Below are 12,863 nucleotides of genomic sequence, written 5' to 3'. Positions count from 1 at the left end.
CACGGTTCATAACGGTAAATCTAGCAAAAAAAACCATGAGAACCGTCCCCACGGTCCTATGACCCTGTGACGAGAGAGCGCACGACTATTGTTGATTCTTACGATGGCAAACCTTTAAATGGACTAAATGACCTCATATTTGACCAATCTGGCGGACTTTACTTTACTGAGCCAATGGGATCCAGTGCAACGAAACCAGTGGGCCGTGTCTTCTACCTGCCGCCGAATAATAGAGAACCAATCCTCTTCCTAGAAGGTATTGCTTATCCTAATGGAATTGCGATTTCAGCGAACGGTCAACGTGTTTATATCTCTGAATTCGCTACAAATCGAATTATCTCTGTACCTTCAAAAGAGGCGAAGGACGCGCGTGAAACACCGTTTTGTCTTCGGTCAATTTGAAGGCGGAATTGGTCCAGATGGCTTGGCCGTCGATACAGAGGGTAATCTTTATGTAGCCCATTTCCAGGCTGGTGAAGTTGTCGTACTCGATGCTAATGGATTTAAATACGGCACCATTCGCCTGCCTGAGGATGCAGGGACTTTTACGACCAATCTCACTTTTCATAATGGATACCTTTATGTAACAGAGTCATTGAAAAACGAAGTCTGGCGAATCAAGGTCAAAAAGAAAGGTTTGCAGCCTTACGGGTTGCAATAGCAATCAATAAGAGGTTCTTACGTACGTAAGTCTGGGGCTGACACAAAACTTTGTGACAGTCCCCTTTTTTGTTGTTTCGATATAGTACGGTTCACCGTGACGTATCAAAATGAGTTTCTCTTTGGAAAAGGCTGTTTAATAAAAAAAACATTTAAATTAGCCCTCTATTGAGTAACCAGAGAAGTAAATAAGCGGAGACTTTCCGGTTAAGTTCAGAATGGAGCTCGTTTCGAGGTAAATAAGCGGAGGAATTCCGCTTATGCAAAGCAAAATTGCCCATTTTTCCCGTTTATTGAGTCAATAGGCGGAATCTCTCCGTCTATTTTGGCTAATTTCCATGCCTTTTTCAAATTAAGCGGAATTCATCCGTCTATTTATCATCGTTAGACCAAGATAGTAACGAACAAATTAGGCTAGTTTAATAGAAAATGGAAGAAAACTAGAATACAAGTGATTTTTAACATTGGGAGGATCGTTGATGGATTGTAAAACAGTTAAGAAGACATTCAGAGTTGTGGGCATAAAGGGTAGTGGAGCATTTTCTAATTTTGGCACTGAGATTCCAAAACTTGCCCAACAATTTCTAAATCGTTTAGATGAAATTGATAAACATTCAGGTACTGAAATAGCACTTTTCGAACCTAAAAGGGATGCCGGCCACCTGGAAGGTTACTATTATGTAGGAGTAATGGTTAATGAGCCTACAGCACCCTCAAGGGTATACTGTGCTTTAAGGAAGGAAAACTTCTTCTTAATCGTTACCACCTCTCGTCCATTGACCTCAACAAAAAACTTCGGTAAATACTGAACGTCTTTTTCGTCACACGTGCAACTTCATCTCTGGTTGTATTCATAATGGAAAATGTCTTGGGAATCTGCATAAAACTGCCTTCTACGTAATATACATCCTTCTCCTGCTGGTCCTTTACTGTAAACTTACCACTAAGACTGAATACCTTCTGCTTTATATATAGTTGCTTCATAGGTATACCTCCCTCGAATCTGAGTTACATTATCTTAACTTTATCAATGGTATTATATAGATGGTAAAAAGGTCTAACATGATTCCTATCCGAAAGGGCGTATGAAATTGTTGATTATCATAAGTTTTTTGGTGTTTTCTTTACTCGGAGGATACATCATTATAAGAGCAAGCGGCACCATTATTTTTATTGGTTTTCTCCTTGGTTTAGCTGTCTTACATCTGGGGATATGGAAAAAGTATAGCCTGGTGATGATACTTGGAGTGGTTATTATGATACTTTCATTTCTGCTGCCTAGTATTATCTATTTTAACTAATTGCTGGCAAACCTCAAGCTGACATAAGAAGTTATGCCGAAGAACAACTTAATGCTACTAAATATGAAATCTTATTGAGTAATCCGCGAATATAATAAGAGGAGACTTTCCGGTTATTTGCAGAATAGAGTTCATTTGCGGGGTAAATAAGCGGAGCGTTTCCGCTTATACAAAGCAAAACCCCTCATTTTCCCCGTTTTTAAAGTTAATAGGCGGAATCACTCCGTCTATTTAGGCTAGTTTTAATACTATTTTCGAATTAGGCGGAATTCCTCCGTCTATTTTTATTATACAACTTGCTGCTGGTACAGGGTCTTTTTCACATACCTGACTACTATTACAAAAATAATTATCAATCTATCAGGTCTATGAGGATTTTTAATTGAGTAGTTTAATATAACACTTTTTAAAGTGAGGTCTTAAGCACTACATCAGAAAACCCCATTTATTGGATGTAAGTGATATGATATAGATATTAACTAATAATAGGAAGGAGCATCAGGATGGATCAGAACATTCTATTTCGAAATAATGTGAAGATTAACGGTAAAGGTACACAATCTATCATTTTTGCTCCTGGCTTTGGCTGTGACCAAAGTGTTTGGAAGTCAGTTGCCGAAGCATTCGAGAAAGATTACCAAGTTATTTTATTTGATTACGTAGGTTTGGGTCGTTCAGACATACATGCATATGACTCGAAACGATATAGTAGTCTTCTTGGCTACGCACAAGATGTACTTGATGTTTGTGAAGCACTAGATTTAAAAGATACTATATTTGTTGGCCACTCTGTTGGCAGTATGATTGGTGCACTAGCCTCATTGAGTCATCCTGAGTACTTCTCACGTCTCGTAATGATTGGTCCATCTCCATACTACCTAAATGACCCTCCGCATTATTACGGCGGCTTTGAAAAAGAAGAGCTTTTAGGCTTAATTGATATGATGGATAAAAATTACATAGGATGGGCGAATGTTTTTGCTTCTACGGTAACCAATAATCCGGAGAGACACGAGGTTAAACGTCAACTGGAAGAACGTTTTTGTTCCACTGACCCTATTATTGCCCGCGAATTTGCAGAGGCTGCATTTTTTGCCGATAACCGCTCTGATTTAAAAAAAGTAACGGTACCAGCACTTATTTTACAGTGTTCAAATGATATTATTGCTCCATTAGCAGTGGGAGAGTATATTCATCATCATCTTCCTAATAGTCTGCTAAAAATAATGGATGCAACGGGTCATTGCCCGCATATGAGTCATCCCGAGGAGACTATTCGCCTGATTAGCCAATACCTGAATGAGGAATCTGTATCAGTAGAAGGCAGCCCAGCGGGTAGAGGAGTTAATCTTTAATGGACGAACAATTGAATCATGCACCTTGTGGATTTCTTACTCTATCAGAAGATGGTTTTATTTTAGATAGTAATCAAACCTTTCTCAAATTACTCAATTACAGCCAAGATTCATTAATAGGACAACATGTCAATTTTATCCTCACTGTCCCTGCCCGTCTGTTTTCACAACTTTATTTTTTCCCGCTTATTAAACTTGAACATCGGGTAGAGGAAATGTATATTTCACTCGAGACCAGTAAGGGTGAAGAAATTCCCGTTCTTATTAACGCTCTCCTAAGGAGGGAAAAAGAGAGAACTGTACTAGAGTGTATTCTAATACCAATGCGTAAACGAAACGAGTATGAAAACGAACTACTTCTAGCAAAGAAGGACACCGAAGAAGCGTTAAAAGCAAAACATAAAGCGATTATGGAATTAAAAACTACCCTAAAAAAGCTGGAATTCCAAAAACAAGAGTTACTTGAACTGAACCAACAAAATCAAAAATATAAAATAGAAACAAAGAAAGAGTTAGAGCTGGCTAGAATCATTCAAGAAACATCATTAACCAATCCGATTAACAATGATAAAGTTCAAATGGAAGTTTACTATAATGCCTCTGGTGAATTATCCGGTGATATCTACGGGATTTACCAAATCGACCCGTATCGGTATGGAATCATTCTGCTTGATGTGATGGGCCATGGAATTTCTTCTGCTTTAATTACGATGACTCTTCATTCTCTGTTTCAAAGATTAATTTCAGCAGGATACCCTGTTGATCTTGTAATGAAAGAATTAGATAGCCACCTTCACAAATTGTTTAATAGCAATGAGGAAGCCAGGCATTATTCTACCGCTATCTATCTATTAATTGATACAGAAAGACAAAAAGTTGAGTATGTCAATGCAGGTCATCCGCCTGCTATATGGCAGGACCCTGATGGAACACAATATGAATTATGTTCTTCAGCCCCGCCACTTGGAACATTTGAGGGTGTTGTATTTAAAACAAATACGTTTACCTATAGAAAAGGAGGCAGACTGCTCCTTTATACAGATGGTATTGATCCCCTTATCTCAAACTATCTCGCTCCATTAGTAAGGAAAACGGTCTCATTATCTTTATTTAAATTGAAAGAGGAAATTTTACAGTGCCTAAATCATGAAAAAAATGTAGATTATAAGAGCGATGACGAAACCTTTATTCTTGTTGACTTAAAATAAAAATTCCATAATTAAAACAAATAGAGCAGGCGCGTGAAAAATTCATACGCCTCTCTCAGGACCGGACGTGAAGCTCTCATCTCAGCCAGCTTCCACTATTCAGCGAATAAGATTACAGCTGACCCAAGATAAAAGTTGTTGTATTATAATGCAGGCCTTTAGCTGTCACTGTGCGCTGCGGGGCACCGTTTGCTAAGAAGAGAACTATATTTCCGCAAGTCCCTTGAAAAGCTCAACAGCGGTTTCAATAATTTCATCACGAAAATCATATTCATAGGTGTGGATATGCGGATAATTTTCTCCGTTTCCGATGTAGCACATCGCACCCTTTGTCAGCTTCGTGTAGTGTCCGAAATCCTCTGAGGCACGGAAGGCTTCCTTCATTTCAATCAGCTGATATCCTTTTTCCCGGCTAACCTTACGGATTTTGTCAGAACTTCCCCTGTGGTTTACTGTTTCTGGGAATTCATCGTTGAAGGAAAATCTCACTTTGAGTCCGTACTTTTCTGCTTGCTCTCGCGCAAGGTCTTCAAGACTTTTTTGAAGTTTATCCAATTCTACTTCATACAGAGCACGGATGGTTAAAAGAAGTTCACCTTTGCTTGCTGCTAACCCAAATGCTCTTTCCCCTATGTTTACATGGACAATCGTACAAAGCACCAAACCTTCATTTTTTTCAGGAGAGATTAGCTTAGGAATAGCATCAATAATATTTGCAATCGCAAAGGAAGGATTTACTCCATTCTCAGGCTGGCTGGCATGAGCAGGAGAACCTTCCATATGAACGGTTATACCCTTAGATGCACAATGAGCAGTTCCGTCGATAACATTGATGGAATTAAAGGCCATTCCACTCATATTATGAAAGGCGAATATTTCTTCAATGTTATGTTCCTTAATCAATGTGGCACATTGGATAGCACCATCTCCGGTTTCCTCCGCATGCTGGAATAGGAAAAAGATATTTTTGTCAGCACCCTTTTGGTCGACTTCCAGTGCAAAACCGGCCAGACTTGCAGCATGCCCGTCATGTCCACATTTGTGGGATACCCCTGGATTCTTGGAAGCGTGTGGAATGTCAATCACTTCCGGCATTGGAAGTGCATCAAAATCTGCACGGTACGCAATATTCTTTTTGCCATCACCTGCTCGATAAATCGCATAGAACCATCGGCCTTTATCAACGATTTCTAATGTTGTATGTTTTGTTAGAAAACTGATTATGTGCTGTTTAGTCCAAACCTCTTCATTAGAAAGTTCAGGATGCTGGTGTAATTCACGACGCAGTTGTTTAGCTAATTCAAAGTTTTTAAAATCCACGTACCTTTAACCCCCTCTAACTATAATCTAAATTGCACCTAGTTTTTTTGCCTCTATTATTCTAAATTTTTCGATTTTTACTATTATTATATTATAAATATATCCAAGTAGGCACTATTGTCCAACCCTCTAATACATTGCGAACTTGCGGCTGAATATCCGAGCCCTGTTCCACTATGGAACAGTCGCTGTTTTCCCTAATTTTCTGTACAAAAAGGATGATTCTATATGATTTGGAATAAGGATTTAAAAGAACTCATCATACCCGTCATCACTGTAGTAAGCACTCGGAAAGGTTTTCCCTTTAAATTAGTTGCTGCCGCATTAATGGGTTTAATCGCTGCTATATTGCAGGCGGCAGGCGGAGTCATCCCAGGAATCGGGATGGTTATAAGCCCCTTTTCCACCGCTCCAATCATCATAAGCATGTTGATCTCGCCATTGTTTGGATTCTTGAGCTATCTCCTTACGATTTTCCTACTGTTGCTTATTCAGCCTTCTGAACTTATTATCTTTCCATTTACAACCGGTTCAATGGCGATTGGAATTGGTCTAGGGTTAATACTGTTTAACAAGGGTTGGAAAGTAATAACCTTTTCAAGTTTGTTTTTATCTTTAGGAATTTTTCTCTTACTCTATATCTTTCAATTTCCTGTATTAGGCCCATTTTTAATAGAATTTAAAGTATGGAATATCATCCTTATTTACTCACTTTCACTACTATATTGTTGGTTCTGGATTGAACTTATCTTACGATTACTAAGACCGTGGGTAAGACCGTGGGGACGGTTCTGATGGCTTTTATGACCAAGAGAACCGTCCCCACGGCACACCCACGGCACATGATTCATTAGTATTTGGGGAAAATAGGAAAAAATGCAATTTGAAAGGGATGTATTATGAAGGCAACAGATGTACTTGTTCAGTGCTTAGAAAATGAGGGTGTTGAGTTTATTTTTGGGATTATGGGGAAGGAAACTCTTGATCTTATGGACTCATTGTCTAAATCTAAACAAATCAAGTTTGTGAATGTTCGTCATGAACAAGGAGCCGCTTTTATGGCAGATGTTTACGGGAGGTTATCCACGAAAGTTGGCGTTTGCTTGGCAACATTAGGACCTGGAGCCTCTAACCTTTTGACCGGGATAGCAAGTGCAAATTTGGACCACTCCCCGGTTGTTGCCATTACAGGACAAGCTGGACTTGAAAGGCAGCACCTAGAATCTCACCAATATTTAGATATCGTTAAAGTATTTGAACCAGCAACAAAGTGGAGTGCTCAAATAAAAGATACCCAAACTATTTCGACCATTATTCGCAAGGCATTTAGGGTTGCACAAATGGAAAAGCCGGGTGCTGTTTTAATTGAACTGCCAGAGAACTTAGCATCTCAAATGATTCCAGCCCGCCCATTACCGGTAACACCTATTCCAAAAAGTTTACCTAGTTTTCAAGCTATTGAGGATGCGCGTTCTCTGATTAATCAGAGCCAAAAACCAGTTGTCGTTGTCGGAAACGGGGTAATAAGGCAAAAAGCTGCAGGAGAGCTTCTCACATTTGTTGAGAACCTTCAATCACCTGTGATCCATAGTTTTATGGCAAAGGGAATTTTGCCTAAGGACCATCACCTTAATTATTTTACATTTGGTTTTAACAAAGAGGATGAGGTATTGCCGATTATCGAGGATGCTGATTTATTAATTGTCGTTGGGTTTGATTTTGTTGAAAAACTCCCTAAGGACTGGAATAAAAAGATGCGTCCTATCTTACATACTGATCCACTTCCAGCCGAAATGGACGAATACTATCCTGTTCAGGGTGAATTAGTCGGTGATCTGAATGAAACATTGCAGGCCCTTAATAAAGTGGCTATTTCACCTAAACCATGGGTTCCGAGTGGGAAGCTAAAAGAACAGATTGAGACCTCTTATCAAATTAATTCTGGTCAACAGGGAACTCAAACATTCACGACAGAAAATATCTTAAGTGTTATTGAAAAACTTTCAACAGAACAGACCATCGTGGTTTCTGATGTTGGTGCCCACAAGGTATCCATTGCCCGTACCTATCAACCAAAACAAGCAGGGCGGCTCATCATCTCAAATGGATTAGCCTCAATGGGAATTGCTTTACCTGGTGCCATTGGCGCTAAATTAGCTTGTCCTGACGCTCCGGTTATTTGTATCACTGGGGACGGCGGGGCACTAATGAATATTTCCGAATTAGAGACAGCAAAACGATTAGGCCTATCGCTTATCGTCATCGTTCTAAACAATTCTGCCTTAAATCTAGAAGAACAAATGATGCAGGAAAAATTCGGACATAAGTTTGGTACGGACTTTGGAAACCCTGACTTTGTGCAGCTTGCTGAAAGCTTTGGAATAAAAGGAGTAAGACCCAATCAAATAAATGAGTTTGAACAAGCCTTAGAGGATGCGCTAAACCAGACCAATGAATTTACACTGATCGATGTAATCCTAAAATAACTAATATTACAGTGTTAGGATATTTCACAAAAAAAAAGAAGAAGAAAACACTTTTATTCACTCAGAAATGTTTTCTTCTTTCTTCTATAGATCCATATGTTTTTTTAAATCGCCACTTTTTATCATAAGGTCTCCACCATATATCCAAATGCGTACTGCCACAGAAGTTTACAAAAGTAGACTTATATATACTTAACTCTCATATGTATATTTAATCAGTTGCTTTTTATTACTAAAATGTGGGGGAATAGTATGAAAGTATGCAATAAAGTCATTGTGGTAACAGGTGCTGGCGGCGGGATTGGGAGAGAGCTTGTGGGTCAACTTTTAGAAAAAGGAGCTATAGTCGCAGCCATCCTCCACAAATCTGGGCTTGAGGAAATAAAATCATTAGCAACAGTCTATGGTGACAAGATTTCAACACACTTTGCTAATTTAGCTAACAGAGATGATGTAGAAAAGCTTCCAGAAGAAATCATCGCTGTTCACGGCTGCATAGATGGAATTATTAATAATGCAGGAATCATTCAACATTTCCAAAGCGTGAATGACCTTGATTATGAACAAATTCAAAAGGTCATGGATGTAAACTTTTACGGTACGCTCTATATGTGCAAATCCTTTTTACCACACCTTTTAAATCGACCAGAAGCTCATATTACGAATGTATCAAGTATGGGTGGGTTTCTTCCCGTGCCGCTTCAATCGATTTATGCAGCTTCGAAAGGAGCCGTAAAAATGTTAACTGAAGGTCTTCATTTAGAGCTTAGAGATACCAATGTAGGGGTTACCGTCGTCTTCCCTGGAGGTGTCGACACGAACATCGTTCAAAATGCTGGAATTGAAATAGTAGGGGTTGAAAGCCATTCATATAAAATGCTCAGCCCTAATGAAGCAGCTGCAGCCATTATTAAAGGTATGGAAAATAAAAAATACCGAGTATTAGCCGGAAACGATGCAAAAATAATGGACTTTTTATATCGCTTAAATCCGAAAAAAGCAACAGACATTATCGCTAATAAGATAAAAACACTAAAAAAAAAGAATGACCATTGAGTTAACTTTACTGAATAAAATGTGCACTACTCTAATTTGCAAAATACAATCCAAAACCTGGATACTCATTTGTGTACTTATGCGTATATTACTTACCCTTAAAAAATCTCCAGATTCCCATAGAAGAAGGTTCTCCATGAGAACCATCCCCACAGTACATTTATGCTGCCAGTGTTTGCTGTTCTTTTTTTGCAAGAAAATATATTAGTAGTTTTTTACATTGCGGCAAGGAAAGGCCTACGATTGGACCTAATAAAAAGGCAATGATTACTGTTCCAATCCCAACCGGGCCGCCTAACGCCCAACCTAGAATGAGTACGAGAATTTCCATTCCGTTACGAACCCATTGTATACTCCATCCGGTTTTGTCCACAATCAGGAGCATAATACTATCTCGTGGTCCAGAACCCAAATCTGCCGAAACATAGAGTCCAACTCCATACCCCATTAGAATAACACCTAAAATAAAGAATAATACGGATCCTATTAAACTATCGATACTTGGTAATAGCCACAAAAAGAAGTCCATAAATAGACCAATTAACAACATATTTAAAAAAGCGCCGATTTTAGGTAACTTTTTCGTTACAATGGAGGCAATAGTCAGCAATAGAAATCCCATAATGATTGACCATGTACCAATCGTCAGTCCCAGCTGCAAAAATAGTCCATAATGCAGCACATCCCAAGGACCTATTCCCAATAACTCTCCTTCAATTGTTAAAGCTGCACCAAATGCTAGAATAATAAGTCCAAAAACAAAAAACGACCAGCGAAGAATCCATTCTCTTCTCATAATTTCCCCTCTAATCTTGAAACTTTACACCCTGACAACTATACCATATCCATTATTATGGCAACATAATAATTAAATGGAAATTAAGGATTGAGGATTTTTTATTTTCCTAGATTTTTAATTTCCTTTGGAGGAAATATTCGCTTGAAATTCGGAAGAGGCGCAGAAATTAATCTGCACCTTTGTTGTTACGTAGTCGCTCCTGAGGAGGCAGCTGCTTGGTCAGCCTTCACACAATCAATTGCTACAACAAGTGCAATAATTATGGTCTCCATCTCTTCATTCAATATTTCGACCTTGTAGCTATCACCCCAAGTGAACCATTCCTTGCTCACTTTACCCACGATTTCACCATGCTGTAATACCTGAAAATCCATATCCCACCAATTACCATGTACCTCAATGCCTGCACCATCAATCGTATAGCGGGCTTTAAAGAAAGAAAACTCTTTCTTAATCGTCAGTACTTCTCGACCATTCACCTCGACAAAAAACTTCGGTAAAAAGCTGAACACCTTTTTCGTAACAAGTGCTACTTCATCTCTTTTTGTATTCATAATGGAGAAAGTCTTAGGAACTTGCATAAAACTGCCCTCCACGTAATATACATCCTTCTCCTCCTGATCCTTTACCGTAAATTTGCCACTAAGACTGAATACCTTCTGTTTAATATAAAGCTGCTTCATACTTCGCCTCCTTTTATATAATCATATTTACGAATAAGTATATTCATGTTCTATATGGCCTCTTCGAATGCAGGGTGGTAAAACCACATTTTCAAAGGTTATCAATTGTCCATTATCATTATTATCCTCTATAACGACTGCTTCTTGTGTGTATTTTTAAATTCTAAATAGTTATAATATTCATATTAGGAAAATATGAGGGGGCCAAACTTTGAAGCATTCAGACAAAACCAAAAAATGGTTTATTCTATTCTTTATTGTTTCAGTCATTATTCTTATGTTAAATTCGGCGGGTCCGCTTGAAGGTCAATTTAGAACAGTCGGCTTCTTCTTATTCACTTTACTCTGTTTGGCAATTGCCATTATTAGCAGAAAATCGGCATGGAAGGTCACTGGCATTGCAGCGTATTGGGTTGTCTTTGGTCTTGTTCAAATGGTTTAAAGCCTTAGCTTTCTAAAGATTATTATATGAAGGTTTACAGTACTATTTTTATATTAAGAATGAATAAAATCAAATCAGCATAATGATAAAAAAAGCTGATTGGAGTTGATTGCTTGAGCAATTTTATTCCAGAAAAACTATCTGTAGAATATATGGACGGTGTTACGGCTAATGAGCCTGTTTTTCCAAGATGTTACACTCTTACTCACTCTGATTTAACAGGACAATTATTTTTAAGTATTGGATTTCATTATGCATGGGATAAAATCAATCCTAAAAGAGATGAGGTATTAGGGGAGTGGAATATATATATGAATTCCCTATACTATAAAGTCTATTTATATATTGACCAGGGAGAATATAGCCATGATGCCGCAGCAAAACGCGTCGAAGTCTTTAAACGTGAATTACCTCTAGCATTAAAAGCTATTCACTATGGTGATAGGTTTCTGTTCAACACTTATCCTCATTTGAATCATGCAGCAATAATCGTTAACTTTAACTCCGCCTATCCACAATTCGCTAGACAGGAGAATTGGGGAACTTTCCAAAGTATTTCAAATAAAACATAGGCAAAGACTAATCGATTTGTAAAAATGAAGCACGGGAGCCATACCCGTGCTTCATTTCATTAAAAACCAACGCTCATTGTGTCTGGATGTGAACCTGCACGACTATCTTGATTGAGTCCATCAATTTTTTCCATATCTTCTGCGGATAATTCAAAATCAAAAACATTTGCGTTATCAATAATTCGTTGTTCTTTAACAGACTTTGGAATCGTAATGACCCCATGTTGAAGATCCCAGCGCAAGATAACTTGAGCGACGGATTTATTATACTTTTGAGCAATCTCTTCAAGGACAGGATGATTTAGAAGTTGTCCTTGTTTCAACGGTGACCATGCCTCAAGTTGAATCCCATGTGCTTTACAATACGCTAGAAGCTCTTTTTGTGTTAAATGTGGATGGAACTCTACCTGATTGACCATCGGTTTAATTTCGGCAGAGGCGATTAAATCCTCTAAATGGTGAACCTGGAAGTTGCATACACCGATGGCACGTACACGCCCCTGTTTATAAAGCTCTTCAAAGGCTTTCCAAGTCTCTTTGTATTTATCTTTCCCTGGCCAGTGAATTAAATAAAGATCCAAGTAATCTAGCCCTAGCTTGTCGAGACTTGTTTCAAAGGCCTTTAAGGTTGATTCATAGCCTTGATCAGAATTCCAAAGTTTGGTTGTAATAAACAAATCTTCACGTGGAACACCAGATTCCCGAATCGCTTGTCCAACACCTTCTTCATTCTTATAAAAAGAAGCGGTGTCGATACTAATGTATCCATTTCTTATTGCAGCCTTAACAGACTGTATAACCTCTTCCCCGTCGGTTACTTTAAAAACACCTAAACCCATCCATGGCATTTCCACTCCATTATGTAAGGTAACAGTATCTTTTAAATTAGTTGGCATCATAGTAGTTCCTCCTCATTATTTATTCTTAACTTTTCTAAAAAATGGGCCATGAGAATGATGTGACCCCCGGAAGTTAGAGTTT

General features: G+C 38.5%; 13 protein-coding genes and 1 pseudogene. 9 read left to right on the top strand and 5 right to left on the bottom strand.

The features are described from left to right. Positions 1-66 precede the first annotated feature (66 nt). Entirely contained in the window at positions 67-402 is a 336-nt protein-coding gene (locus tag H0184_RS27845; RefSeq protein WP_313771818.1) for an SMP-30/gluconolactonase/LRE family protein, read from the top strand. Beyond that, a complete protein-coding gene (locus H0184_RS27840; RefSeq protein WP_396953617.1) occupies positions 371-661 on the top strand; it encodes an SMP-30/gluconolactonase/LRE family protein in 291 nt (96 codons plus the stop codon). The genes H0184_RS27845 and H0184_RS27840 overlap by 32 nt, the downstream gene beginning before the upstream one ends. A 705-nt stretch (positions 662-1,366) precedes the next feature. Here the strand turns inward: H0184_RS27840 and H0184_RS22940 are convergent. Next, positions 1,367-1,644, bottom strand: a pseudogene (locus H0184_RS22940) (LURP-one-related/scramblase family protein); the annotation flags it as partial. 820 nt (positions 1,645-2,464) lie between these two features. Here H0184_RS22940 and H0184_RS22935 point away from each other — a divergent pair. Together H0184_RS22935 and H0184_RS22930 are read left to right on the top strand one after the other, a co-directional pair. Continuing rightward, on the top strand, positions 2,465-3,316 hold the full coding sequence (locus H0184_RS22935; protein ID WP_221828839.1) for an alpha/beta fold hydrolase: 852 nt from the start codon (positions 2,465-2,467) through the stop codon (positions 3,314-3,316). Continuing rightward, the gene (locus tag H0184_RS22930) at positions 3,316-4,524 is read left to right on the top strand and encodes a SpoIIE family protein phosphatase (protein ID WP_221828837.1); all 1,209 of its coding nucleotides are present in this window, start codon (positions 3,316-3,318) and stop codon (positions 4,522-4,524) included. Before H0184_RS22935 ends, H0184_RS22930 begins: the two co-directional genes overlap by 1 nt. A 204-nt stretch (positions 4,525-4,728) precedes the next feature. Here the strand turns inward: H0184_RS22930 and H0184_RS22925 are convergent, their stop codons facing one another. Then, positions 4,729-5,844, bottom strand: a complete 1,116-nt coding sequence (locus H0184_RS22925) for a M20 metallopeptidase family protein (RefSeq protein WP_221828835.1) — start codon at positions 5,842-5,844, stop codon at positions 4,729-4,731. A gap of 228 nt (positions 5,845-6,072) precedes the next feature. On the opposite strand from H0184_RS22925, the gene H0184_RS22920 reads away from it, so the two are divergent. The 3 genes from H0184_RS22920 (at position 6,073) to H0184_RS22910 (ending at position 9,386) form a co-directional block, all read left to right on the top strand. After that, the gene (locus H0184_RS22920; RefSeq protein ID WP_221828833.1) at positions 6,073-6,639 is read left to right on the top strand and encodes a hypothetical protein; all 567 of its coding nucleotides are present in this window, start codon (positions 6,073-6,075) and stop codon (positions 6,637-6,639) included. A 104-nt stretch (positions 6,640-6,743) separates the two neighbouring features. Next, entirely contained in the window at positions 6,744-8,330 is a 1,587-nt protein-coding gene (locus tag H0184_RS22915; protein WP_221828831.1) for an acetolactate synthase large subunit, read from the top strand. Positions 8,331-8,582: 252 nt separating this feature from the next. Further along, positions 8,583-9,386 carry an SDR family NAD(P)-dependent oxidoreductase gene (locus H0184_RS22910; RefSeq protein ID WP_221828829.1) on the top strand — a complete coding sequence of 268 codons (804 nt, stop codon included), beginning with the start codon at positions 8,583-8,585 and terminating at the stop codon, positions 9,384-9,386. Positions 9,387-9,546: 160 nt separating this feature from the next. On the opposite strand, the gene H0184_RS22905 is transcribed toward H0184_RS22910, so the two are convergent. Together H0184_RS22905 and H0184_RS22900 are read right to left on the bottom strand one after the other, a co-directional pair. After that, positions 9,547-10,182: a YczE/YyaS/YitT family protein gene (locus tag H0184_RS22905; RefSeq protein WP_221828827.1), complete on the bottom strand. Its 636-nt coding sequence runs from the start codon at positions 10,180-10,182 to the stop codon at positions 9,547-9,549. A 188-nt stretch (positions 10,183-10,370) separates the two neighbouring features. Then, a complete protein-coding gene (locus H0184_RS22900) occupies positions 10,371-10,868 on the bottom strand; it encodes an LURP-one-related/scramblase family protein (RefSeq protein ID WP_221828826.1) in 498 nt (165 codons plus the stop codon). Positions 10,869-11,079: 211 nt separating this feature from the next. Between H0184_RS22900 and H0184_RS22895 the strand changes: the two genes are divergently transcribed. Continuing rightward, complete coding sequence (locus H0184_RS22895) at positions 11,080-11,310, top strand: hypothetical protein (RefSeq protein WP_221828825.1); 231 nt, start codon at positions 11,080-11,082, stop codon at positions 11,308-11,310. Positions 11,311-11,423: 113 nt separating this feature from the next. Continuing rightward, positions 11,424-11,882: a staygreen family protein gene (locus tag H0184_RS22890; RefSeq protein WP_221828823.1), complete on the top strand. Its 459-nt coding sequence runs from the start codon at positions 11,424-11,426 to the stop codon at positions 11,880-11,882. A gap of 59 nt (positions 11,883-11,941) precedes the next feature. Here H0184_RS22890 and H0184_RS22885 read toward each other — a convergent pair whose 3' ends face one another. Beyond that, positions 11,942-12,778 (bottom strand): aldo/keto reductase, encoded by an 837-nt coding sequence (locus H0184_RS22885; RefSeq protein ID WP_221829028.1) that lies wholly within the window; start codon positions 12,776-12,778, stop codon positions 11,942-11,944. Positions 12,779-12,863: the final 85 nt, after the last annotated feature.

Source organism: Neobacillus niacini, assembly GCF_019749295.1.
GTDB lineage: Bacteria > Bacillota > Bacilli > Bacillales > Cytobacillaceae > Neobacillus > Neobacillus niacini_D.
Note: the sequence above shows the minus strand (reverse complement) of the source record. Positions and strands in the feature narration are given on the sequence as shown.

What these genes read in the sequence shown, in the direction of transcription:
- H0184_RS22885 (WP_221829028.1), bottom strand. Translation starts at nt 12,778, where the DNA reads ATGCCAACTAATTTAAAAGATACTGTTACCTTACATAATGGAGTGGAA.
- H0184_RS22900 (WP_221828826.1), bottom strand. Translation starts at nt 10,868, where the DNA reads ATGAAGCAGCTTTATATTAAACAGAAGGTATTCAGTCTTAGTGGCAAA.
- H0184_RS22915 (WP_221828831.1), top strand. Translation starts at nt 6,744, where the DNA reads ATGAAGGCAACAGATGTACTTGTTCAGTGCTTAGAAAATGAGGGTGTT.
- H0184_RS22930 (WP_221828837.1), top strand. Translation starts at nt 3,316, where the DNA reads ATGGACGAACAATTGAATCATGCACCTTGTGGATTTCTTACTCTATCA.
- H0184_RS22910 (WP_221828829.1), top strand. Translation starts at nt 8,583, where the DNA reads ATGAAAGTATGCAATAAAGTCATTGTGGTAACAGGTGCTGGCGGCGGG.
- H0184_RS22935 (WP_221828839.1), top strand. Translation starts at nt 2,465, where the DNA reads ATGGATCAGAACATTCTATTTCGAAATAATGTGAAGATTAACGGTAAA.
- H0184_RS22905 (WP_221828827.1), bottom strand. Translation starts at nt 10,182, where the DNA reads ATGAGAAGAGAATGGATTCTTCGCTGGTCGTTTTTTGTTTTTGGACTT.
- H0184_RS22920 (WP_221828833.1), top strand. Translation starts at nt 6,073, where the DNA reads ATGATTTGGAATAAGGATTTAAAAGAACTCATCATACCCGTCATCACT.